This window comes from Aliikangiella aequoris, assembly GCF_053709105.1.
The window spans coordinates 3,599,174-3,621,064 of the sequence record NZ_CM132298.1; the positions used below are offsets into that span (position 1 = coordinate 3,599,174).

The window sequence follows — 21,891 nt, forward strand, 5'->3', positions numbered from 1 at the left end:
TTGCAGCAACGCTCAGTTGTGATACAAAGAGATGCGATGAATCCACAAGGGCGAACCTTTTAATGCTCACAGAACGAACTCTAAAACTGCTTTTTATTGGTATAGTGCTTTGCCTATTAAGCCCACTAAGCTTTGCTTTAAATAGCGCCACTAAGCAAATTTTTATTGTTCGCCATGCCGAAAAAATTACCAATGGAGAAAGCGATCCCAGCCTAACTAAAACAGGCCATCAACGGGCAAAAAACCTGAGTGATTTTTTAGCTGCGCAATATATTAGTAAAATTTATTCAACTGATTACCAGCGAACCAAGCAAACCGCCGAACCACTGGCATCAAAACTGAAGCTCAATATTCATATTTATGATCCTAAGAAGCCTCAACTACTGGTTAATCAGGTTTTAAACGAGCCAGGTAATGTTTTAATCGTGGGACATAGCAATACGACACCAGAACTAGTTGGGCTGTTTGGCGGCAATGCGCAGAGTCGTATAGATGATTCAGAATATGACCGGCTGTATCAGTTAATTGTAAAGCGAAATGAAAACAACGAGCTAAAGGTGCATACAAAGCTTTTAAGAAGCTTGCCCAAACCGCCAAGCTTAAAGCATAAACCGCTAACCGTTAATAAAGATAAAATTCATTCAAGTGACACTCGTTATCAAATTCTCTATAAAGGCCAACCTATCGGTACCTTGCGTAACCAAGTGACGGTAACAGAACAGCAAATCCTAGTGTCTCAAACCAGCCAAATCGATACACCAGCACTGTCGAGAAAGTCCCAAATCACGCTCAATCGCGAGTCATTGTTACCCAGCAAGGTGAGTGTTATTGGTAACCAATCTAGCGCCAACTCTGGAGTAAGCCCTATTAATATCGATTTAACTTGGCTAGATCAAAAAGTAACGGGGCATTCTTTAGCCCCGCGAGATAACTTTATGCCACAAGGTAAGCTCACTATTGATCGATTACTACCTAAACCTACCTACGAAAAAAATGCTTTGCTGGCTTTAATCCACTTTATTAAAGTACCCAAAAAATCACCATATGCTGTCAATTGGTATGATACCCAGACCAACTTGGTACGAACGGTTGAGCTAATTCCATTGGGAGAAGAAGTCATAAAAATTGGGCTTAAAGAAATCGCAGTTGATAAAATTTTGGTGCAAGGTGGCGCGCCATCTTATGTCGTTTACTCAACTCAAACGAAATATCCACGAATTGTAAAGATAGATGTTGTGGCTACCGCTTATAGCTACCTAATTCAAGAGTGATAGCGACTTGCCCCTTCTATAGATTGAAGGCTACTTGTGTTAGGCGCTGATAGGCTTTAGCCTTGTAGCCAAACGTCTAACGCCCATTCCCATACATCTTCCCACTCCTGCTCGCATTGCTCGGCAAATCGCCACAATTGAACTTCACCAGACTGAGTAACACAATAATAATCATCGCCGTGGTGACAGATGGGAATTAAGTCTCTTTCAATTCCTAACGCCCATGCTTCTGCGGTCACTTCAGGGAGATGAGTATGCGCTTGTGGATCAGATGCAGTTACCGGCTCTAAACTGCCAATCACTAAGTTGCTAACCTGCAGCAAAAATTGTTTGAACTCAAATGGAATGGGTAACAGAATTTCTTCTTCTATTTCTACCAATAAGTCGTGATCAGGTAACTCAAGTGGTGTTGTTTGCGGAATTGCAGCCGCTTGTAGTGCTTCAATCGCTTCTTGCAATGCAATAGCTCCTTATCATTCAATCTAATTGCTTGGCTTAGGGCTTGCCTGCTGAGCAGTTAATTCTTCTATGGTAGCGGCTTCGTCTATATAGCCATACCAAGTTTTTAACTTTTCAATTAAGTCTTCAACTCCAATTTTATTGGTTGCTGACATCACTTGACTGGTTATATTTGGTGAAATTCTCGCAAGTAGTTTATCTGTCGCGAGTAAGGCCGCTTTGCGTGCGCCTGACTTAAGTTTGTCAGCCTTACTTAAAACCACGTGAATAGGGATATCAGCACTGACCGCCCATTGAATAATTTGCTTGTCTGTTTCCTTTAGTGGGTGCCGAATATCCATAAAAACCACTAAGGCTTGTAAGCATTTGCGTTTTTGCAAGTAATGGCTCAAGGTCGTTTGCCATTGCTCTTTAACACTCTTAGAGACTTTGGCAAACCCATATCCTGGTAAATCGGTCAAACGCCGTTCATCGTCTAAACGAAAAAGATTGATCAGTTGCGTGCGACCCGGAGTTTTACTGGTTTTAGCCAAGCTTTTTTGCTCAGTAATGGCATTTAACGCTGTAGACTTACCAGCATTGGAGCGACCAGCTAACGCAACCTCAACGCCTTCGTCCGGCGGAAGTTGGGATAATTTTGCTGCTCCCATAAGGTAGCGAGCATTTCTAAAAGGATTGTTGTTAGTATTATTCATGAGCTGTGGCTTTTTTAGTTAGCTTTGCCTATAATTCACGCATTCTGATTGGATAGCTGACTAGTATAGGGTTTGCAACTAAGAACTCGCAAGGACTAAGCAAAATAAATTAGTCATAGGACGTTTCAATCACACTCAGTTAACTTTTGATTTGATATAGGTAAAACAATGAATAAAACAATAGGCTTATTGTTAGCGGTGATGTTTGCTGGAAATGTTGTTGCTGGAGACGCAGCAAAAGGCAAAGAAAAATCAGCAACTTGTGTGGCTTGCCATGGTGCTGACGGTAATAGTGCAATTGCCATAAACCCTAAGTTAGCTGGTCAAAGCGAAGCTTATATTGTTAAACAACTTCAAGACTTTAAATCTGGCGCTCGCGAAAACGCCATGATGGCTCCAATGGCCGCCAACTTATCAGAAACTGATATGCAAGACATTGCCGCTTTTTATGCTCAACAAGAAGTTCAATACGCTGCGGTTCCAACAGAGTACTTAGAACTAGGCCGCAGCCTATACCGTAATGGCGATGCAGACAGAGCAATTCCTGCCTGTATGGCTTGTCACGGAGCAGATGGCAATGGCATGGCCGCAGCAGGTTTTCCTAGTGTAGGTGGACAACACCCTGAATATGTTAAAGCTCAATTAATGGCGTTTAGAGATGGCAGCCGCAATAATGATACTAACGCTATAATGCGTAATACAGTTTCTAAAATGAGTGATAAACAAATTGAAGCACTTGCTTATTACATGGTTGGATTACACTAAGCCCGTAATACTCAATCATCTTTGATTTCAGTAAAGTGATTTACTACCAAAAGCGGCTTTTAAGCCGCTTTTTTTGTGATTAAATGAACAAAAAATTCAAACCATAAAGTTAACCTAATGCTTTTTTAACCATAACTCAGTGAATATCTATGCTTACTCGACTTAAATTGGCCATTATTCTAATTTTCCTCTGCTTAGGGTGCTGCATTAACTTAGCCCTTAAAGCCCAAACCGTTGAAAACTTTATCGCCGGGCAAGATTACCAAGTATTAACCGTATCAATTGAACCAAAAGCCCAAGATCTAGGCGCATTAAAACAAATTGCCGATATTGAAGTTTATTATTGGTATGGCTGTCAGCCTTGTTTAGACGCAGAAACCGCGATAGCAGAATACCTTGCTATGAATCCACAGCTGTCATTAATACGCATTCCTTTAACTGCGCAGGTTGACTGGCGCCCGCAAGCCTACCTACAGCCTTTAATGGCGCAACTTGCGACCCAAATAGCGGTACCAAGTGAACTAGAAATCTACCAACAATGCTTAGACGACTGCCAAGTGTTTGCCACCTACCAAAGTAGTTTAGCGTGGTTGAAAACGAGCTTAAACCTTGAACAATTACCTCGAATCAACGAAGCTGCACTGTGGGAAGCAGAAAAAGAAGCAAGAAAACGCGCAGAATTATTTTCCATTTCTCAAGTTCCGACTATTATTATAAGAGAGAGATATAAAGTCGATGCGAATATGGCTCAATCGCCGCAGCGTCTTGTCAAAATAATCAACTACTTACTTAACCAATAGTGTTCTAACTGGCGTCAATGGCACATAGAGGCAATACAAATCATCTTAACGCTCACGCGAACGAGCTTTGCGACAATCGCTTAAAGCTGCTTAGCTATAATGTGCAAGTTGGTATTGGCAGCCATAGCTATAGAGACTATGTCACTCAAAGTTGGCGTCACATTCTTCCTGACACGCAGCGCCAGAACCACCTCTCAGAAGTTGCCCACTGGCTAGCAAAATTCGACATTGTGGCTTTACAAGAAGTTGACGCTGGCAGCCTAAGAACTCACTATGTTAACCAAATTGCTTACCTTGCTGATAAAGGCGGTTTTCCGCACTGGCATCATCAACAAAATAGACGCATCGGCCGATTTGCAGCTCACTCTAATGGCCTACTCACCAAACACCCAGCACAGCAAATTGTTCGCCACAGGCTACCCGGCAGAATTAAAGGCCGTGGTGCATTACAAGTTAGTTTAAATGCCGGTAGCGAACAATTACTGGTATTATCGGTCCACTTAGCCTTAAGTGATCAAGCAAGAAAGCGTCAATTAAGCTATATTAGTGAAATGCTTAAAGATTACCCTTACTTTGTGATCATGGGTGATTTAAACTGTACCCACGAACAAGCAGCACAAGAGTTCGCCAAGCAAGGATTAAAAGTAAAAGGGGGTAACCCATTACAACCGACTTTTCCTCGCTGGAAACCAAAGCATCATTATGACCAAATTTGGGTCAGTGAAAATTTAAAAATTATTAATAGTGAAGTGATTGATTTTGGGGTTTCTGATCACTTACCTATCATGATGGAAATTGAAATACCGGAAAAACTACAACCATTAAAATCAATACCAGAAAAGTTGATAAATTAATTATTAATTTAACTGCTTTAACAAAGCAAATGCATAGATTCCGTTGTTCTACGCTAAGTAATAATCTGGCAACATTAAGTACTAAAAATTTTTGGGTACAAGGGTTTTACTAAACGATGTCAAATGAACAATTAAAACTTTTAACAAGTGACAAAAAAGAACTAATGCGTAGTCTATCGCGATTAAGTTTTATTGGTATGGGACTTACTAATAACTTAGATGATGAACTAAAAGCCTTACGCAAATCTGTCAAATCAAATAAGCCAGTTACCCAAGTTAAACAGCACATAGACGCCATTAGCAAATTGCTTTTAGAAATAGAAGAATCGCCTTCCCAAAACCTTAGCTCAGGTAACATCGAAGTCAAACAAGAATCACAAAGCATTGCGGAAGTTATCGCTAAACATCAATTACCAGACCAATTCAAACAAGCTTTATCAAGCGCACCAATTACTTTGCATTCAGAAGAAGCCATAAACATCACTCAACAAGTGGTTAAAATTATTCAAGAGTATTTCCAAAGCCTACCATCAAGTGCGCAAGTACAACCCGATAAACCAGCTAAAACCTCATTTTGGAAAGCCTTATTTGGCAAGAAAGAATCGTCGCAAAATTCTCAGCACTCAGCCAATATCAATGCGGCGCCTGCGCCTGAACAACAAGAAATTCCTGAGACCTTAATAGCGTCACTAAAACAGCTGATTGAGCAGCTCTCATCGGTCGAGCATTACCGTGAAGTAGCTGACTTATTACAAGAAAAAATAAGTGCCCTTGACTCGGTGAGTGAGCTAGCGGAAATATTAGAACTGCTTACAAGCGCATTTATTAATATTGCTAATCATGAACACCAACAGCTAGAACGCTTTTTAAAGTCATTAGATAAACGAATAGATCAGGTCAATGGCTTTATTTTTAATACCATTAATTATGGCAATCAAGTGAGTCAAGATAGTCAAATGCTTAACTCAACCCTTGCAAGTAATGTCCAGGACATTCGCAAGCACGCAGAAGAGTCAACTGATATAGGGCAGTTTAGAGAGCACCTTTACAGTAAGCTCGACGCGACTATTATGCAAGTTAATCATTTTTACCAAGCTCAGTTAAGCAATCAAGAAAAACTCAATAGTGATATCGAAAGCCTACAAGAACAACTCAAAGCGACCAAAGATGAGTCATCACGCTTAAAAGATGAGTTTGCTGAACAACGCCTAAGAGCGCAAACCGATCAATTAACTCAGCTTCCTAATCGCTACATGTATAACGACCGCTTAACTCAAGAGTACAATCGCTGGCGTCGTTACCGAAACCCACTCAGTATGGTCATGGCAGATATCGATCTGTTTAAGCAAACGAACGATACTTATGGGCACCAAGCAGGCGATCAAGTATTAAAAACCGTGGCACTGTTTATTCAAAAAGAATTACGAGAGTCAGACTTTATAGCCCGTTACGGCGGCGAAGAATTTATTATTTTATTACCCGAAACATCCCTAGTACATGCCACAAAGGCCATGAACAAACTGCGTCTTGGCATTAAAGCATTGGAGTTCGAAGCCAACGGCGAAACCTTTTCAACGGCAATGTCATTTGGTATAGCCGAATTTGAAAATAGTGATACACCTAAAGCTGTTTTTGCGCGCGCCGATCAAGCTTTATATCGCGCTAAGCAAAAAGGTCGCAATCAAGTATGCTGCCAGCGAGCGGCTACCGAAGAAAACAATTAATGACAAAATGTTGGGTTAGCCAAGCGCCTTGTAGTCCGGCAGATTTATTTGAGTTTAAGCAACTACTGACTGAACAGGCGAAACTATCACCACTAGACTCAACTCACCTACTTGAGCAAATTCGCCTAGATGTTGATAACAGTATTAATGCCTCAATGTTAGATGAGCTCCACGGTGGATTGTATCTTACCGAGCAAGACTATTTTTATTTTGATGCTTTACAAAATACACTTTTTGCGGAGTATTTAAGCTGTTCTGCCCAGGTTACTTTTAGCGGGCGAGCCGCTTATTATGTAAACCCAATTTTGCAGAGCTTATGGCGTTCATTGTTTAACCCAGATACGAGCTTATTCGAGTTAAATCGCGGATTCAGTTCCCAAAGTGTGCCTTTCTTTTGCAGCTCAAGCCAATATAAAAACCTGATAACCCCGCAGCAGCAGCGACTTTTATCTGAACTCATTCAACTGCCAAAACAAACTCAATTAGATTGTTTTCCTATTAGCTTTTCAAAAAGTCTTGAGCATGCAGCGGAAGCAATTAATATGCACTTTAAACAAGCTCAAGTTGAATTAGAGCTCGCTCTGCAAGCCTTGCGCCTGGAAATTAATCCGGCCGTTTTTAAACCCAATTTATCTCCATTATGCACAACTTCAGAACAGCTTGTGCAAAATGCCAAGATACTCGCAAGTCTGTGTGAGCTTTATCAAAACGATAAAAAGTCTATCCCGGTTGATCAACTAGATAAATTGGCGGCTAGCCTAGTGAATGAAACTGAGTTAATTAATTTAACTAAGCACCGCCTCAATTTAATTCAAGGCTTAGAAATTAGCTATGGATTATGCCGTGCACTATGTATCAAACAATCGAAAGATTCGATAACGTCGGTTAACTACTGGCTTGCAAGCTCCCTGCATAGCGAATTCGATTCAACACTCAACTTAAGCAGCGTTTGCGAATCACAAAAGCGCTGGCATTGGTTTCAAGTCAGTTTCATTGTTTGCATTCTTGAACAGCTAGGCGAGTTAGACAAAAAGCAGCGCCAACAGCTGCTTAATCTTTTTGAAAAGAAACTGGCACTTGCACCGCCAATTTTTCCTCTTACAATAACCGCAAAATCATCATCACCAACCCAACAAGCACAACAAAACATTAATCCTGAGAAGTACAATGTTTTTGCGATAGAGTTAAATTTGTAGCTGACTTATAACAGCACCCAAACCATCTGAATAAAAGTTGTTTGATTACAAGATGTCTGCTTTCCATTCTGATTGCAATATGCCCATTAACAGATCGTCTACCCACTCACCTTTAAACCAACTGCTCTGCTTTAAATGCCCTTCCAAGCGCAGCCCGGCACGTTGACACAATTGAATCGATGGTTGATTGTTAGGGTCGATACACACGTGAATTCGGTGCATGTTTAATTCATTAAATAAATAACTAATCAGTGCTCGCATGGCTTCAAGGGCAAACCCTTGTTTTTGAAAGTCACAATCAATTGCAATGCCTAATTCAACCGTTTTGCCTGTATCGGTATCTAAAGTAAACGCCATATCACCCACTAACTGACCGGGGGCTTCTCTTTGCTCTAAGACAATTTGGTAGCAAAAACCCTGAGTCAAAGTTTGCCGCTTTTGCATAGCCTGCGCGTGTTGGACAACTTCATCCACTGTTTGGGGTGTCCACCCTTGATATCTCGCTACTTTTGGATTGGCGCGATAAGCTTGAACGCGGGCACAATCTGGCTCTAACATTTGGCGCAAAATTAAACGCTTTGAGTGTGTCAGTATTACCGGCAACTGAATAGAATTAGACATAAATCAAATACTTGAGACTCACCATTGAAAGCAGTATGCTGACATAAATACAATTAAATGGAAAATAGTTTTATGCGACGTCTCTGCCTTCAAGTTTTATTAATTATATTTTTCGCGGTTACAGTTAACTTTACGACAACCGCAGACGAAGCCAAAAGTCTAGCTCTCTCGATTCAGCAAGTAGAGAAAAAAGTGATTCAGTGGCGGCGTCATATTCATCAATACCCCGAACTTTCTAATCGAGAATTTAAAACCGCAGCCATGGTTGCTGACCACTTAAAGTCGCTCGGCATTGAAGTACAAACGGGCGTTGCTCACACCGGAGTTATCGGACTATTAAAGGGTAAGCTTCCTGGAAAAGTCGTTGCATTAAGAGCAGATATGGATGCACTACCGGTAACTGAAAGAGTCGATTTAGCATTTGCTTCTAAACAAACAACCCAGTACAACGGCCAACAAGTAGGGGTAATGCACGCCTGCGGACATGACACCCATGTTGCTATTTTAATGGGCGTAGCAGAAGTCTTAGCCAAACATAAAGATCAGCTCGCTGGTAGCGTTAAATTTATTTTTCAGCCTGCAGAAGAAGGTGTCCCAGAAGGCGAAGAAGGTGGTGCAGAACTAATGGTAAAGCAAGGCGCATTAAAGTCACCAACTGTCGATGCAATATTTGGATTACATATTTCATCACAAACTCCAGTCGGTGTTATCGGTTATCGCCCAGGTGGAATTCTTGCGAGTGTTGATGACTTTCGAATAAAAGTAAAAGGTAAGCAAACCCATGGTTCAGCGCCTTGGGATGGAGTCGATCCGATTGTAGTTTCTAGTCAAATAGTTAACGCGCTCCAAACTATCGTGTCTCGCCAAGTTAAGCTGACTAAAAATGCTGCCGTGGTAACGATTGGAAGTATTCACGGTGGAGTCAGATCCAATATCATTCCAGAAGAAGTTGAAATGTTAGGGACTATTCGCGCTTTAGATGAAAATATGCGTCAAGAAATTCACCAAAAAGTCCACAAAATTGCAAACGGAATTGCCGAAAGCATGGGGGCTAGTGTAGAAATTGATCTACCTATGTCGTCAAGTTACCCTATAACCTATAATACGCCCAAGTTAGTCAATGCAATGCTACCTAGCTTGCAACGTCACGCAGGCGAAAATAAAGTGATTTTAATTGATGCGATTACTGGTGCCGAAGATTTTTCATTTTTTGCCCAAGAAGTACCAGGATTTTTCTTCTTCTTAGGCGGCAAGCCTTTAGACGTACCCGCTGAAAAAGCCGCTGCGCACCATACCCCAGACTTTTATATCGATGAGTCTGGCTTAAAGTTAGGTGTAGAAGTACTAGCCAATATGGCCATTGACTACTTAGAACAATAAATAGGTAAGCCAAGTCTAATGAGTAACGCCAACGAAATCGCAATTACCGCTGAGTGCTTTTGGCGTCAATCCTGCTGGTTTTATTCGAATAAGCGGGCGAAAGACTTGTTACTTAACCTACAAAACCAAGCCGGTCTAAATGTTAACGAGCTACTATTTACTATTTGGCTAGCTCAATTTATAAAGCAACCAGCCTCTTGCGCCGAGCTCACTTTGATTTGCCGAGAGTCGCGGCCAATAAAGCGCAAAATTCACAAAATACGCCAATGGCGCAACATTGATTGGCTAAAGCAAAACCATTCATCGCGACTTAAAGCTTCTATAAGACAATGGCTGTTACACAAAGAGTTAAGATTAGAACAACGTCATCAAAAGCAGTTAGTTAAGGCATACCGTGCACGCCAAAAAACCTCAACAACCAACTTTAAAGCTAACTCTAGCGACGTATTTAACCGCTTTGCTAGCCAAAATTTAGCTAATTTAACGCAACAAAATAGTCACATAGCAGAGTTTAATCAGTTAATTTTATTGTGGTCGGATAAATTCTATCCAACCACAGTAAAAAAAGAATCATCTAACTATTGACCCTAAAGTAAGCTTTAGGGTTTATACTCTGGTTATGCAAACAAATCATTTAAAAATTGGCCAACTGGCAAAACTTGCTCAGGTTAGCATTGAAACTTTGCGCTTTTATGAAGCTAATCAGCTATTAGTTCCGTCTAAGCGTGATAGCAATGGTTATCGGCAATATACCGCAGCAGACAAACAGCGCCTTTTTTTCATTTTACATGCCAAAAAAATCGGTTTTTCGTTAAAAGAAATTAAACATTTACTGAGTTTAAGGGCTAACAAAGATACTCATACTTGCGCTGAAGTACAGAGCTACACGCGTGACAAAATTGGTGAGTTAGAACAAAAAATAAATGATTTGGAAAAAATGAAAATGGCGTTATTGAGTCTCCATAAGGCTTGTTGTGGCGGCCCAGAAAGCGCCCAAAACTGCACCATTTTAAGCTCGCTAGACGATCCAGAGTTTTTTCAACATTAGACTAGGTATTTAATCCAATGGAATTTATCAAACATTTTACCGAATTGTTTATTGAGTCTGCTCCCTGGCTAATTTTAGGTTTATTGATTGCAGGTTTTATGCAGTGGATAGTTCCTATGAGCTTATTAAAACAACAGCTAGGCAACCGCTCATTAAGTGCCATTATTAAAGCGGCTATTATAGGTGCTCCCTTACCGTTATGCTCTTGCGGGGTCATTCCGGCTGCGATTGGACTAAGGCGCTCAGGCGCTTCTAAACCGGCAACCGTATCATTTTTAGTTGCTACACCAGAAACCGGCGTTGACTCGGTTTCAGTATCTTATGCTCTTTTAGGACCATTTTTCGCGATTATGCGCCCAATTGCCGCTATTTTTAGCGCAATTTATACCGGCATTTTAGTGAAATTATTTGTCAAAGAAGAGAATAGCAGTAGCAACAACTCACAATCCGAGCAATCTTGTTGCGACAACGATGAACCTCGCGCAGCTCGCTTACCGCTAAGCAAAAAAATTACTAACTCAATTGAGTTTGCAAGCGGCAAGCTATTAGAAGACATTACTTTTTGGTTAATATTAGGCTTATTGCTCGCCGCCGCAATAAAAACTTGGGTTCCTACAGACTTTTTAACTCAGTGGGGAAGTGGCTTTATTGCTATGCTCGTAATGGCGTTAATCGGAATCCCTATGTACATCTGCGCGACCGCTTCTACTCCCATTGCTGCGGGCTTTCTAGCGGTTGGGGTATCGCCCGGAGCGGTGTTAGTATTTTTACTCGCAGGACCCGCTACAAACCTTTCCACCATGGGAATGATAAGACAAGAAATGGGGAATAAGACACTTGCGGTGTATCTTTTTAGTATTTTGTCGGCAAGTATAAGCTTAGGCTATTTAAGTGACTGGCTTATTCAACAATTTCAATTAACCTATCATCAGCTTGCCGCGCAACATCACCAAATGCATGAATCAACTCTTTCAATCATACTTGCACTCTTATTAGCTGGATTAATGGCTCGCAACTGGTACAAACAGATCAAAGCTAAATTATCACCAAAGCCTAAATCTTCTTGCTGCGGATAAAAACTTAACTAATTTAATACAGCCAAATTACGCTAAAATCCTAAAAAATGCGCCTAAAATTCAACATTTGAAAAATAGGCGCGAATCTTGCCTAAAAAACAACCAGATCGACTTGTATCTCAAAAAAGTAATTCTTTATAGAACTTTTCTTGCATGTTTTAAGAAATTGGCGTATTTTTGCGTCATAAAACTCTAAATCAGTGTCGCAAAGCGGAAAAAAATGAAAGTTCTTGTGATCAATGGGCCCAACTTAAATTTGTTAGGTTCACGCGAACCAACAATTTACGGCTCATCTGGGTTAGCCGACATACAGTCTAAAATGACTCAGCAGTTTCAAGCTGAGGGTATGCAGTGTGATTTTTTTCAGTCCAATGCAGAGCATGAAATTGTCGATAAAGTTCAAGCTTCGAGCCAAGATGTTAACTATATCATCATCAATCCGGCAGCCTTTACTCATACCAGCGTCGCAATTAGAGATGCCCTACTGGCAGTACAAGTTCCATTTATAGAAATTCATTTATCAAACCCACATGCACGCGAAGCATTTAGACATCACTCTTATTTTAGTGATATTGCGCAAGGCGTAATCGCAGGATTTGGTGAGCAAAGTTATTTTATGGCGGCGCAAGTGGTCATTCAAAAATTAAAAGATCAATAATCGTTTTTATCATTCTAAATTTTAAATTGTATTTTTAAAGGTGTAGTTATTATGGATATTCGAAAAGTAAAAAAATTAATCGAATTGTTAGAAGAGTCTGGCGTTGCCGAAATTGAAATAAAAGAAGGCGAAGAGTCAGTCAGAATTAGTCGCGCTACAGCACCAATGGCGGCAGCACCAATGCAATATGCCGCTGCTCCTGCGCCAGCCCCAGCGGCTGCTCCAGTAGCCGCTGCTGAAGCGCCCGCTGCAGCCCCAGCACAGCCTGCTGGTCATCAAGTAAAGTCACCTATGGTGGGCACTTTCTACCGCTCTCCTTCACCAGGTGCTAAGTCTTTCGTTGAAGTTGGTGACAGTGTAAAAGCTGGCGATACTTTATGTATTGTTGAAGCAATGAAGATGATGAACCAGATAGAGGCCGATGCAAGCGGCACAATTAAAGCCATTTTAATTGAAGATGGCGAGCCAGTTGAGTTTGACGAGCCACTATTCATTATCGAATAGCACTTGATTGAATTTTCAATTGAACTAGGCAGCTAAGCTGTCTGAAGAATTAATCAAAGAATTCTGGAAAATAAAATGCTAGATAAAGTTGTGATTGCCAATCGTGGTGAAATAGCACTTAGAATATTAAGAGCTTGCCGCGAGTTAGGTATTAAAACGGTAGCGGTTCATTCCACTGCCGACGAAAATTTAATGCACGTTAAGTTGGCCGATGAGTCTGTTTGCATAGGCCCTGCATCTCCAATGGAAAGCTATTTAAATATTCCGGCGATTATTGCTGCCGCTGAAGTGACTGATGCCGTAGCAATTCACCCCGGTTACGGATTTTTAGCCGAAAATGCTGACTTTGCAGAGCAAGTAGAGCGAAGTGGCTTTACTTTCATTGGACCTCACTCAGAAAGCATAAGACTTATGGGTGACAAAGTTTCTGCGATTGCTGCAATGAAACGCGCCGGTGTTCCTTGTGTACCAGGTTCCGATGGACCACTAGGAGACAACGACAAAGAATGCCTAGCTATGGCGAAACGTATCGCTTACCCAGTTATTATCAAAGCGTCTGGCGGCGGCGGTGGTCGAGGCATGCGGGTGGTGCATAAAGAAGAAGACTTATTAAAGTCGATAGCTATGACTAAAGCCGAAGCTAAAGCGGCTTTCAATAATGACATGGTGTATATGGAAAAGTTTTTAGAAACACCACGCCACGTCGAAATTCAAATTATGGCTGATAATCACGGCAACGCCATTTACTTAGGTGAACGTGACTGCTCAATGCAACGTCGCCACCAAAAAGTAGTAGAAGAAGCCCCAGCACCAGGAATTACCGAAGAAAAGCGACGCTTTATAGGCGAAAGATGTGTTCAGGCTTGTAAAGAAATTGGCTATCGTGGAGCAGGAACTTTCGAGTTTTTATATGAGAAAGGTGAGTTTTACTTTATTGAAATGAATACTCGCGTACAGGTTGAACACCCTGTGTCTGAAATGGTTAGTGGCGTTGATATTATTAAGGAACAATTAAGAGTCGCAGAAGGACAGCCATTATCTTTTAAACAAGAAGATATAAAGCTACGCGGACACTCTATAGAGTGTCGAATAAACGCAGAAGATCCTGAAACTTTTATGCCATCTCCAGGTACAATTACTCGCTACCACGCGCCCGGTGGACCAGGAGTAAGATGGGATTCTCACATTTATTCTGGCTATAAAGTGCCGCCATTTTACGATTCAATGATAGGTAAACTGATTACTTATGGTGAAACTCGTGAAGTCGCCATGGCAAGAATGCAAATGGCACTTGATGAAGTTATTATTGACGGAATTAAAACCAATATTGAGCTACAGCGTCGCATAATGGCCGATCCAAAATTCCAACAAGGTGGAACTAACATTCACTACTTGGAACACAAGTTAGAAAGTGAAAGTCTTAAAAAAGACTAAAAAAATGCCCGCTACTTTTGGGTAGCGGGCAACTCAAGGGATTGAAATCAGAATTGAAATTGATAAACAACTCTGCCAACTATTTTATCCTGTTATAACATTTTATATTGCGACACCGCTAACAAAACGATACTTAGCACTTATGAACAAGCTTGTTTATTTCGGTCAAACAAAACCCCAGAAACTACAAACATTGCGGCTAAAATCCCACAAACCATCATCGAAGTGAAACCTTGCTGGTCTAGCACTAACTGCTCGTCACCCAAAGTCAAAACAAGTATCGGAATAATCATTTGAAGTGTTGCAGCGGTATACATTCCCTTGACTAAAATTCCATGGTTTCGTTTTGCATTTAAAACACTGACAAGCACAACTAATATCACGCCAGCAAACAACAGATTTAGTGGGTTATTCGCTGCACCTATAATGCCAACGGCTAAATTAACCCAAATAAGAAGTAGGCTCGCTAATGCACACAATGCTGCAGCTAAACGGTAGCTCCAATGCTGCGCAAAGCTTAAAAGAAAAACATAACTTAACCCTGCCAACATTAACAAACCTCCCATAACAAGAAAGTCTGCTGCACTCCAATTAACCTCATTGGTAAATTGCATTGCGATTAGAGGCAGCATTAATACCAAGAGGGTAAATACTGCCACTAACACCATACGACGTTTAAATTCACGACGTATTTTTTGCAACGTTGTTATGGAAAGGTCACTCGAACAAGGCAAATTAATTGACTTAGTTAAAAAAAGCTCTGAATCAGACTCAATTAAGCGAGCAATTTCTGCATCTGACCGTGCAAAGGCATTAATTAAATCTTGGGTTTCTGTACTTGCTTCGCCAGCTAAATAAACCGGCAATAAATCGAGCACAATATTTCGCGAAACTTCTGTCATCTTATTCTCCATCGAATAATCACTAGTCGCATTGGTTTGCTCTCCAACGAGCCAACTTTAAACGCACTCTGTGAACACTAACTTTGGCACTAGCAATTGATATTCTAAGTATTTGAGATATTTCGGCGTAAGCCAATCCATCAATCCTCAACAATAAAGCACTACGCTCGGTTTCCGAGACACTCTGCAAAAACAAATATAAATTTTTTATTTCTTGGCGTTGTTCGAACAAGCTTTCACCGTTACTCGACTGTGAGCCTTCTGCTTGTGGTAACGCAGTTAGACGCTTTTGTTGACGCAATTGCTCTAAATACAAGTTTCTAGCTATTGTTAATAGGTAGCCTTTTACCGTATTGCTTTTCAGCGGCGCCTTGCCGGTCATTGCACGTATAAAAGTTTCCGCAGTAATATCTTCTGCGTCACTGGTTCTACCGCTCAAAAACAAGGCAAATCGAAAAATATCGTCCGCATAACGGCTATATAGTTGTTCAAAGTCAGTCATAAACAGTATCGTTTAGACATAATATGGATTAGGAAGGAGAAAGTTACAAAAATAATAATTTAATTAAAGACCCTGCTAAGTTGCAATAGACACCTTAGCAGTTTTTTGACTAGATTAGCCTAGTTATTATTAATATTCAGCTTTTGCTGAGCCTTTATTTTTGGGTTAATAAAGTTAAGCAAAGTGAACTGGTTCATTTTACTTGAAACTACTTGCTTTTGGTTTTCATCTAACACAACAAAACCGACTAAATGCTCGCCATAACCAATGTTCTCTAATGTTAAGCTCATGGCGCTAGTCGCTTCACCAGCAGGCGAGCCGTCTAAAATAAACTGAATTTGATGCCCACTTTGTAAACTCGGCTCTAAGTTTGCGGTTAAGGTTATTGCTCCAGCATTATTTCTGATTACTGCATTGTTTTCTGGCTCTAACAAAGTATATTCGTCATAAGGAATAGCACTGCTTGCAGCACCGCCACTAGTTGCATTTGAAGCAGGCTCGTCAGTCGGCATAGCAGCAAGGGGGTTTCCGCTACTTTTAATTTTCACCGTGGGTACTTTTTCAATTTTTATTTCTTTAGCACCATTTTGAGGTTGATCTGAGTAATGAACATTACCGTTTTTATCGACCCATTTATAAAACTTCTTTTTCTCCTCTGCAGCAATGCCGGTCACGCAGACAAACACACTCATCAACAGCATTAAAAATAGTTTCATATTAGAACCTCTTAATTTTCAGGTAGTCTATTTCTCTCAGTGTACGTTAATCGCTAAAAAATACAAAATTATTCTAATGATTTAACCAGCGGTACTTAGCCTATTTTTAAACAAAAAAAACCCAGCGATAAAGCTGGGTTTTAGTTTAACTAGCCAAAACTTAAAGGCTGTAGTACATATCAAACTCAACTGGGTGAGTTGTCATGTTTAAATATGCAACATCTTCACGCTTAAGTTTAATGTAAGAGTCAATATAGTCATCACTAAATACGCCACCACGAGTTAAGAACTCACGATCTTTATCAAGTGCATCAAGAGCAGACTCTAAACAAGTCGCCACAGTTGGAATTTCGGCAGCTTCTTCTGCAGGCAGGTCATATAAGTCTTTATCCATTGCATCGCCAGGATGTATTTTGTTTTGAATACCGTCAAGACCCGCCATCATCATTGCTGCAAAAGCTAAATAAGGATTTGCCATTGGGTCAGGGAAGCGAACTTCAATTCGACGGCCTTTTTCACTAGGTACATGAGGAATTCGAATTGATGCACTTCGGTTTTTAGCTGAATAGGCTAACATGACTGGCGCTTCGTAGCCGGGAACTAATCGCTTATAAGAGTTTGTAGAAGGATTAGTAATCGCATTTAAAGCGCGAGCATGTTTAATGATTCCGCCAATATAGAACAAGGCATCTTCAGACAAACCGCCATATTTATTGCCGGCAAAGATATTCACGCCATCTTTAGCTAAAGACTGATGAACGTGCATACCACTACCATTGTCACCAACAACAGGTTTTGGCATAAAGGTCGCAGTTTTGCCATAAGCATGAGCAACATTATGAATCACATATTTCATTACTTGAGTTTCATCAGCTTTCTTAACCAAAGTATTAAAGCGAGTCGCTAATTCATTTTGGTTAGCCGTGGCTACTTCATGGTGGTGAGCTTCAGTGCGAATACCTAACTCTTCTAACACTAAACACATTTGTGAACGAATATCTTGTGACGAGTCAACTGGAGGAACAGGGAAATAACCGCCTTTAACGCGCGGACGATGCCCCATATTACCGCCTTCATAACGACGCTCTGAGTTCCAAGAAGCTTCGTTTGAATCTATTTGATAAGTTGCACCTTTCATATCAATACTAAAACGTACATCATCAAACAAGAAGAACTCAGGCTCAGGACCAAAGAAAGCAGTATCAGCAATACCAGTAGACTTTAGATAAGCTTCAGCACGTCGTGCAACAGAACGAGGGTCACGATCATAGCCTTGCATAGTTGCAGGCTCTAAAATATCACAGCGTAGATTAAGCGTTGCATCTTCACAAAACGGGTCAATCATTGCAGTATCTGCATCTGGCATTAACACCATGTCTGATTCATTTATGCCTTTCCAACCAGCAATAGACGAACCGTCAAACATTTTACCTTCTTCCATAAAGTCTTCATCGATACAATGCGAAGGTAGCGTTACGTGCTGCTCCTTTCCTTTGGTATCGGTAAAGCGTAAATCGACAAAAGCAATGTCGTTATCTTCGATCATCTTAATGATGTCGTTATTAGCCATGGTTTTTTCCTCAAAAAGTAGTTTTTTAAAGCATTAATAATTATAACTGAGTTCGCAACTGCAATTGTAATGCCAACTTTATAAATGCTTATTTTTGTGCGTTACCCTGCATTATAGACGCTGCCAGCCAATAAAATGTATTATTTTGGTGCAAATACATCTTTTTTGTGCGCCATTTTGGTGCAAACAGCAGCGCTACACGAAAAGTTAAATTTCAGATAAAAAAAACTAATCCGAAGCAGTAAAATATTTCGATTGTAGAGTTTATTTAAACCAGTAGACTTCAGCGCTTATTGTACACAAATTGCACAGGGTAGAGTAATGCAAGCATCTCGCCAAACAATCGCTATAAGCCAAGTCATTGCGGCAGTCTTAATTTGGGCCGCCTCGTTTATTGCTATGAAAATTGCAGTCTCAGAACTTGGGCCTTTTCCCACGGTATTTTTAAGAATGTTGTTGGCGGTCGCGGTATTAATGTTTTTTATGCCTAAAGTGCGTCACGAAAAAGATAACTTTCAGCCTGGTGATGGCTGGCTGTTACTTGGCCTTGTCTTGTGTGAACCATGCTTATACTTTGTGTTTGAAGGCTTGGCATTAACCTACACTAGCGCTTCAGAAGCGGGAATGATTACCGCACTCCACCCTTTTATGGTCACTATTGCTGGTTTTTATTTTTTAAATGAAGTGATCAATCGGCGAATGGTCATCGGCGGATTACTCGCAGTGATTGGCGCAATATTGCTATCAGTGACAGGAGACAGCACTCAGCAAGGGAGTAACCACTTACTAGGCAATGGTTTAGAGTTTATCGCTATTGGCTTTGCCACGGGTTACAGCATATTGGCCCGAAAATTAAGCGAGCGCTACTCGCCGCTGTTTTTAACCAGTATGCAAGCGTTTTTTGGCACGTTATTTTTCTTGCCTCTTGCGCTTTTATTTAATCAAGGGCTGCCTCAACAGGTTTCTGCAGAGGTGCTCTTCTCAATCTTGTTTTTAGCTTGGGGAGTTAATGTTATTGCGTTTATTCTATATAACTCCTCTTTACGCGCTATGCCCGCAAGCCAAGTAGGGCTTTGGATGAACTTGCTGCCATTAGGCACTTTGTTTTTTGGCTGGTTGCTTTTAGACGAAAGCTTAAACAATATGCAGTCTTTTGCTGTATTGTTGATACTTGGCGGCGTTATTTATAGTCAGCTGAAACCCAAACGCAAAACTGTATTTATAGAACAATCGTTAATCAAAGAAGCCTACGTAGACGAGTTGGTTAAAAGACAAACTGAAACCATTGAGCCTTCCTCTGCCAAGGTATAATTGCATAATCACCGCGCTCCAATAGGAGAGCCGCATAAGTCGCCCTATGTTTTACGCAAAATACTTAGGGCGATAAACCTTAATCTAACGACGCCAATTGCTGTTCAAGCTGCCCCAAAAGTGCCAACTTTAACATTCTAAAGTCACCACGTAACGACCACAGCGGGTGCTTAAAAGTCGCCGGACGATTCTTTTCAATAAAAAAGTGGCCAACCCAAGCAGGTAAATAGCCGACGATCAAAACCACAGGTAGTAAATGCCAAGCCTGAGTAATTATTGCCCCGATTAACATTACACAAGATGCAAGCGTTCCAAAATAGTGCAACAAGCGACTTTTCTTTTTACGGTGCTCGGCTAAATAATAAGGCCAAAACTCTTCAAACGAGGTATAGATTTGCAACTTTTCGTCCTCCTGTTAACCCGCTAATTTAAAACTACACCAAATTACAGGCAAAAAAAACCTCTCAATAAAGAGAGGTTTTTAGGATTTGGAAGAATTACTTAGCTTCTTCTGGTGCTTCTTTGCTAACTATTTCTAACAACTCAACGTCAAATAACAAGATTGAGTTTCCAGGTATAGGGCCACGCTGATTACTTCCATAACCTAGCTCTGGCGGTATAACAAATTGATACTTACTACCCACAGACATCAATTTAACGCCTTCTAGCCAGCCGTCAATTACTCCACCTTGAAGCGAAAACTGGAAAGGCTCTTTTGAGCTATCAAACTCTTTTCCGTCAGTAAAAGTACCAACGTAATGGACTTTAACCATATCAGTTGGTGCTGGTTTTGCTGCGCCTTCTGGTGCAGGGGTTAGCACTTTGTAGTATAAGCCAGACTCAGTTTTAGTATACTCCCCAGACTCATCTAGTTTAGCAAAGTAAGCTTGGTTTTCAGCAGCTTGAGTCGCTTGCATTTCTTGCATCTTTGCTTGCTGAGCTACCCGCATTTTTTGTTGGAAGATTTGCATTTCTTGGCCTAACTGCTCTTCAGTCATGGCCGAGTTACCCGCTAAAGTTTCTAAAAAGCCTTGCTTAACTGCGTCTGAGTTAATGCCAACCGATTTAAAGTCATTATTAAGCTGAGTCACATTTGACGCCATGCTCATACCAATGGCATAAGACATTTTATCTTTATCAGCTATTACTGTTGCTTGTTTTGAATCACTGGTTTTTTGGTCAGATTTGCTATCAGTTGCATCGCTGCCTTGCTGACACGCAGTAAGTAAAACCGCGACTGACATCGCTGTTAAATATCTTTTCACGAGACTAGCCTCTTTATTTTATTAAGTTTATTTATTGAAATTTTCCCAAAATGATTGCGCAGTCTATACTCTAACTACTAATAACATCAAGCGCTTAACTAAATCATGGAAAAAGCAGCTAAATGATACACTACGTACAGCTAAAGAAAATACTAGTAGTTTGCAGTTTAATCATACTTTCTGCCTGCCAACCCCAACCTGAATCAATTGCGGCCCACCAACACGCAGCGCAGGGCATTTTTGATGCTGCAATATCGAACGACGCTTCCCATGCGGTTATTGCATCCGTCAACTTTGGTGCAGCCTATTGGGACCTAAACAATAATCAACTTAAGTTTCTATGGCGACATAACGATGACCCAGAAAAAGCAATCACAGCGGTAAATTTATCGCCAGACGGTCTCCGCGCTATCACCGCCAGTGAAGATACCTTTATTATTTGGAATACCACCAGCGGCCAAAGCTATGGTTACTGGAAAGCACCGGCAGCTATCCGCGCTGTCGCGATTTCAAATTTAGGGCGCTATGTTTTACTTGGTTTAGAGTCCGGCCTAGCGATTCACCTAGATATGACCACTGGCCGCCGTCTGGAGTTTACCGGACATCGCGCCGAAGCAATTGCCGATGTTGACCTCTCAGCAAATGGTTTATGGGCATTTACCGGAGGAAACGACTATCGTGCGGTTTTATGGAATACTAAAACAGGCAAGCCAAAACGGCTATTTGAACACGACTCGCGGGTGACAACTTTAAAGTTGTCTAGCGATGGCAGTAAAGCTTTTACTGCTGGAACGAAAGCAAACGCATTTATTTGGGATTTAAGCACTGGGGCTTTGCTTAGTCAGCTTAAACTCAAGCCACGCGAATACGTAATAACCGCTGCACGTTTTTCGCATAATCAACAATATGTCGCGACAGGGGCCCCAAGCCGAAAAATTAATCTTTGGCAGATTGAAACTGGAGAACGCCTTAAACAGTGGCGAGCAACCACCCGCGATGTGAGTAAACCAGTGGGCGCAATAATCTACGACTTAGCGTTTACCCCTAACGACCAAATTCTTTACAGTGAAAGTTCAGCTGGTTTTGGTGAGTCTTGGGCAATACCTAATCGCACTCAATAAGTCGTAATTTTTACTTGAA

At 41.0% G+C, this 21,891-nt stretch carries 24 protein-coding genes; 15 read left to right on the forward strand and 9 right to left on the reverse strand.

Annotated features, from left to right (window positions below):
• The first annotated feature begins 62 nt into the window (after positions 1-62).
• Complete coding sequence (locus tag ACUR5C_RS15545; protein ID WP_454466099.1) at positions 63-1,271, forward strand: histidine phosphatase family protein; 1,209 nt, start codon at positions 63-65, stop codon at positions 1,269-1,271.
• A 56-nt stretch (positions 1,272-1,327) separates the two neighbouring features.
• Here the strand turns inward: ACUR5C_RS15545 and ACUR5C_RS15550 are convergent, their stop codons facing one another.
• Together ACUR5C_RS15550 and yihA are read right to left on the reverse strand one after the other, a co-directional pair.
• Entirely contained in the window at positions 1,328-1,729 is a 402-nt protein-coding gene (locus ACUR5C_RS15550; protein ID WP_454466100.1) for an SMI1/KNR4 family protein, read from the reverse strand.
• A gap of 24 nt (positions 1,730-1,753) precedes the next feature.
• The gene (yihA, locus tag ACUR5C_RS15555) at positions 1,754-2,425 is read right to left on the reverse strand and encodes a ribosome biogenesis GTP-binding protein YihA/YsxC (protein WP_454466101.1); all 672 of its coding nucleotides are present in this window, start codon (positions 2,423-2,425) and stop codon (positions 1,754-1,756) included.
• A 168-nt stretch (positions 2,426-2,593) separates the two neighbouring features.
• Here yihA and ACUR5C_RS15560 point away from each other — a divergent pair, with 168 nt between their 5' ends.
• The 5 genes from ACUR5C_RS15560 to ACUR5C_RS15580 all read left to right on the forward strand — a co-directional run bounded on the left by ACUR5C_RS15560 (position 2,594) and on the right by ACUR5C_RS15580 (position 7,764).
• Positions 2,594-3,190 carry a c-type cytochrome gene (locus ACUR5C_RS15560; RefSeq protein ID WP_454466102.1) on the forward strand — a complete coding sequence of 199 codons (597 nt, stop codon included), beginning with the start codon at positions 2,594-2,596 and terminating at the stop codon, positions 3,188-3,190.
• Positions 3,191-3,339: 149 nt separating this feature from the next.
• Positions 3,340-3,990, forward strand: coding sequence for a thioredoxin domain-containing protein (locus tag ACUR5C_RS15565; protein WP_454466103.1), 651 nt, complete (start codon positions 3,340-3,342; stop codon positions 3,988-3,990).
• A gap of 17 nt (positions 3,991-4,007) precedes the next feature.
• On the forward strand, positions 4,008-4,844 hold the full coding sequence (locus ACUR5C_RS15570) for an endonuclease/exonuclease/phosphatase family protein (protein ID WP_454466104.1): 837 nt from the start codon (positions 4,008-4,010) through the stop codon (positions 4,842-4,844).
• A 116-nt stretch (positions 4,845-4,960) separates the two neighbouring features.
• Positions 4,961-6,568 (forward strand): GGDEF domain-containing protein, encoded by a 1,608-nt coding sequence (locus tag ACUR5C_RS15575; protein WP_454466105.1) that lies wholly within the window; start codon positions 4,961-4,963, stop codon positions 6,566-6,568.
• Positions 6,568-7,764 carry a hypothetical protein gene (locus tag ACUR5C_RS15580; protein ID WP_454466106.1) on the forward strand — a complete coding sequence of 399 codons (1,197 nt, stop codon included), beginning with the start codon at positions 6,568-6,570 and terminating at the stop codon, positions 7,762-7,764. The genes ACUR5C_RS15575 and ACUR5C_RS15580 overlap by 1 nt, the downstream gene beginning before the upstream one ends.
• A 45-nt stretch (positions 7,765-7,809) precedes the next feature.
• On the opposite strand, the gene ACUR5C_RS15585 is transcribed toward ACUR5C_RS15580, so the two are convergent.
• Positions 7,810-8,385 carry a GNAT family N-acetyltransferase gene (locus ACUR5C_RS15585; protein WP_454466107.1) on the reverse strand — a complete coding sequence of 192 codons (576 nt, stop codon included), beginning with the start codon at positions 8,383-8,385 and terminating at the stop codon, positions 7,810-7,812.
• A gap of 72 nt (positions 8,386-8,457) precedes the next feature.
• Here ACUR5C_RS15585 and ACUR5C_RS15590 point away from each other — a divergent pair, with 72 nt between their 5' ends.
• The 7 genes from ACUR5C_RS15590 to accC all read left to right on the forward strand — a co-directional run bounded on the left by ACUR5C_RS15590 (position 8,458) and on the right by accC (position 14,485).
• Positions 8,458-9,765: an amidohydrolase gene (locus ACUR5C_RS15590; protein ID WP_454466108.1), complete on the forward strand. Its 1,308-nt coding sequence runs from the start codon at positions 8,458-8,460 to the stop codon at positions 9,763-9,765.
• Positions 9,766-9,783: 18 nt separating this feature from the next.
• Entirely contained in the window at positions 9,784-10,350 is a 567-nt protein-coding gene (locus tag ACUR5C_RS15595; RefSeq protein WP_454466109.1) for a DUF2390 domain-containing protein, read from the forward strand.
• Positions 10,351-10,384: 34 nt separating this feature from the next.
• On the forward strand, positions 10,385-10,813 hold the full coding sequence (gene zntR, locus ACUR5C_RS15600; protein WP_454466110.1) for a Zn(2+)-responsive transcriptional regulator: 429 nt from the start codon (positions 10,385-10,387) through the stop codon (positions 10,811-10,813).
• A gap of 17 nt (positions 10,814-10,830) precedes the next feature.
• On the forward strand, positions 10,831-11,889 hold the full coding sequence (locus tag ACUR5C_RS15605; RefSeq protein WP_454466111.1) for an SO_0444 family Cu/Zn efflux transporter: 1,059 nt from the start codon (positions 10,831-10,833) through the stop codon (positions 11,887-11,889).
• A 220-nt stretch (positions 11,890-12,109) separates the two neighbouring features.
• Complete coding sequence (aroQ, locus tag ACUR5C_RS15610) at positions 12,110-12,547, forward strand: type II 3-dehydroquinate dehydratase (RefSeq protein ID WP_454466112.1); 438 nt, start codon at positions 12,110-12,112, stop codon at positions 12,545-12,547.
• A 51-nt stretch (positions 12,548-12,598) separates the two neighbouring features.
• Positions 12,599-13,051: an acetyl-CoA carboxylase biotin carboxyl carrier protein gene (gene accB / locus ACUR5C_RS15615; RefSeq protein ID WP_454466113.1), complete on the forward strand. Its 453-nt coding sequence runs from the start codon at positions 12,599-12,601 to the stop codon at positions 13,049-13,051.
• A gap of 75 nt (positions 13,052-13,126) precedes the next feature.
• Positions 13,127-14,485, forward strand: coding sequence for an acetyl-CoA carboxylase biotin carboxylase subunit (gene accC / locus ACUR5C_RS15620; RefSeq protein ID WP_454466114.1), 1,359 nt, complete (start codon positions 13,127-13,129; stop codon positions 14,483-14,485).
• Between the two features lie 140 nt (positions 14,486-14,625).
• Here accC and ACUR5C_RS15625 read toward each other — a convergent pair whose 3' ends face one another.
• The 4 genes from ACUR5C_RS15625 to glnA form a co-directional block, all read right to left on the reverse strand.
• Positions 14,626-15,387 carry a hypothetical protein gene (locus ACUR5C_RS15625; protein ID WP_454466115.1) on the reverse strand — a complete coding sequence of 254 codons (762 nt, stop codon included), beginning with the start codon at positions 15,385-15,387 and terminating at the stop codon, positions 14,626-14,628.
• Positions 15,388-15,409: 22 nt separating this feature from the next.
• Positions 15,410-15,889 (reverse strand): RNA polymerase sigma factor, encoded by a 480-nt coding sequence (locus ACUR5C_RS15630; protein ID WP_454466116.1) that lies wholly within the window; start codon positions 15,887-15,889, stop codon positions 15,410-15,412.
• Between the two features lie 119 nt (positions 15,890-16,008).
• Positions 16,009-16,605 carry a DUF4124 domain-containing protein gene (locus tag ACUR5C_RS15635; protein WP_454466117.1) on the reverse strand — a complete coding sequence of 199 codons (597 nt, stop codon included), beginning with the start codon at positions 16,603-16,605 and terminating at the stop codon, positions 16,009-16,011.
• A 160-nt stretch (positions 16,606-16,765) separates the two neighbouring features.
• Positions 16,766-18,175: a glutamate--ammonia ligase gene (glnA, locus tag ACUR5C_RS15640; protein ID WP_454466118.1), complete on the reverse strand. Its 1,410-nt coding sequence runs from the start codon at positions 18,173-18,175 to the stop codon at positions 16,766-16,768.
• A 321-nt stretch (positions 18,176-18,496) separates the two neighbouring features.
• Here glnA and ACUR5C_RS15645 point away from each other — a divergent pair, with 321 nt between their 5' ends.
• Positions 18,497-19,486, forward strand: a complete 990-nt coding sequence (locus tag ACUR5C_RS15645) for a DMT family transporter (RefSeq protein ID WP_454466119.1) — start codon at positions 18,497-18,499, stop codon at positions 19,484-19,486.
• 79 nt (positions 19,487-19,565) lie between these two features.
• Here ACUR5C_RS15645 and ACUR5C_RS15650 read toward each other — a convergent pair whose 3' ends face one another.
• Together ACUR5C_RS15650 and ACUR5C_RS15655 are read right to left on the reverse strand one after the other, a co-directional pair.
• Positions 19,566-19,886, reverse strand: a complete 321-nt coding sequence (locus tag ACUR5C_RS15650) for an Mpo1-like protein (protein ID WP_454466120.1) — start codon at positions 19,884-19,886, stop codon at positions 19,566-19,568.
• 97 nt (positions 19,887-19,983) lie between these two features.
• On the reverse strand, positions 19,984-20,751 hold the full coding sequence (locus ACUR5C_RS15655; RefSeq protein WP_454466121.1) for an FKBP-type peptidyl-prolyl cis-trans isomerase: 768 nt from the start codon (positions 20,749-20,751) through the stop codon (positions 19,984-19,986).
• A gap of 122 nt (positions 20,752-20,873) precedes the next feature.
• On the opposite strand from ACUR5C_RS15655, the gene ACUR5C_RS15660 reads away from it, so the two are divergent.
• Complete coding sequence (locus tag ACUR5C_RS15660) at positions 20,874-21,872, forward strand: WD40 repeat domain-containing protein (RefSeq protein ID WP_454466122.1); 999 nt, start codon at positions 20,874-20,876, stop codon at positions 21,870-21,872.
• The last annotated feature ends 19 nt before the right edge of the window (positions 21,873-21,891 follow it).

What these genes read in the sequence shown, in the direction of transcription:
- ACUR5C_RS15545 (WP_454466099.1), top strand. Translation starts at nt 63, where the DNA reads ATGCTCACAGAACGAACTCTAAAACTGCTTTTTATTGGTATAGTGCTT.
- yihA (WP_454466101.1), bottom strand. Translation starts at nt 2,425, where the DNA reads ATGAATAATACTAACAACAATCCTTTTAGAAATGCTCGCTACCTTATG.
- ACUR5C_RS15560 (WP_454466102.1), top strand. Translation starts at nt 2,594, where the DNA reads ATGAATAAAACAATAGGCTTATTGTTAGCGGTGATGTTTGCTGGAAAT.
- ACUR5C_RS15565 (WP_454466103.1), top strand. Translation starts at nt 3,340, where the DNA reads ATGCTTACTCGACTTAAATTGGCCATTATTCTAATTTTCCTCTGCTTA.
- ACUR5C_RS15570 (WP_454466104.1), top strand. Translation starts at nt 4,008, where the DNA reads ATGGCACATAGAGGCAATACAAATCATCTTAACGCTCACGCGAACGAG.
- ACUR5C_RS15575 (WP_454466105.1), top strand. Translation starts at nt 4,961, where the DNA reads ATGTCAAATGAACAATTAAAACTTTTAACAAGTGACAAAAAAGAACTA.
- ACUR5C_RS15580 (WP_454466106.1), top strand. Translation starts at nt 6,568, where the DNA reads ATGACAAAATGTTGGGTTAGCCAAGCGCCTTGTAGTCCGGCAGATTTA.
- ACUR5C_RS15585 (WP_454466107.1), bottom strand. Translation starts at nt 8,385, where the DNA reads ATGTCTAATTCTATTCAGTTGCCGGTAATACTGACACACTCAAAGCGT.
- ACUR5C_RS15590 (WP_454466108.1), top strand. Translation starts at nt 8,458, where the DNA reads ATGCGACGTCTCTGCCTTCAAGTTTTATTAATTATATTTTTCGCGGTT.
- ACUR5C_RS15595 (WP_454466109.1), top strand. Translation starts at nt 9,784, where the DNA reads ATGAGTAACGCCAACGAAATCGCAATTACCGCTGAGTGCTTTTGGCGT.
- zntR (WP_454466110.1), top strand. Translation starts at nt 10,385, where the DNA reads ATGCAAACAAATCATTTAAAAATTGGCCAACTGGCAAAACTTGCTCAG.
- ACUR5C_RS15605 (WP_454466111.1), top strand. Translation starts at nt 10,831, where the DNA reads ATGGAATTTATCAAACATTTTACCGAATTGTTTATTGAGTCTGCTCCC.
- aroQ (WP_454466112.1), top strand. Translation starts at nt 12,110, where the DNA reads ATGAAAGTTCTTGTGATCAATGGGCCCAACTTAAATTTGTTAGGTTCA.
- accB (WP_454466113.1), top strand. Translation starts at nt 12,599, where the DNA reads ATGGATATTCGAAAAGTAAAAAAATTAATCGAATTGTTAGAAGAGTCT.
- accC (WP_454466114.1), top strand. Translation starts at nt 13,127, where the DNA reads ATGCTAGATAAAGTTGTGATTGCCAATCGTGGTGAAATAGCACTTAGA.
- ACUR5C_RS15625 (WP_454466115.1), bottom strand. Translation starts at nt 15,387, where the DNA reads ATGACAGAAGTTTCGCGAAATATTGTGCTCGATTTATTGCCGGTTTAT.
- ACUR5C_RS15630 (WP_454466116.1), bottom strand. Translation starts at nt 15,889, where the DNA reads ATGACTGACTTTGAACAACTATATAGCCGTTATGCGGACGATATTTTT.
- ACUR5C_RS15635 (WP_454466117.1), bottom strand. Translation starts at nt 16,605, where the DNA reads ATGAAACTATTTTTAATGCTGTTGATGAGTGTGTTTGTCTGCGTGACC.
- glnA (WP_454466118.1), bottom strand. Translation starts at nt 18,175, where the DNA reads ATGGCTAATAACGACATCATTAAGATGATCGAAGATAACGACATTGCT.
- ACUR5C_RS15645 (WP_454466119.1), top strand. Translation starts at nt 18,497, where the DNA reads ATGCAAGCATCTCGCCAAACAATCGCTATAAGCCAAGTCATTGCGGCA.
- ACUR5C_RS15660 (WP_454466122.1), top strand. Translation starts at nt 20,874, where the DNA reads ATGATACACTACGTACAGCTAAAGAAAATACTAGTAGTTTGCAGTTTA.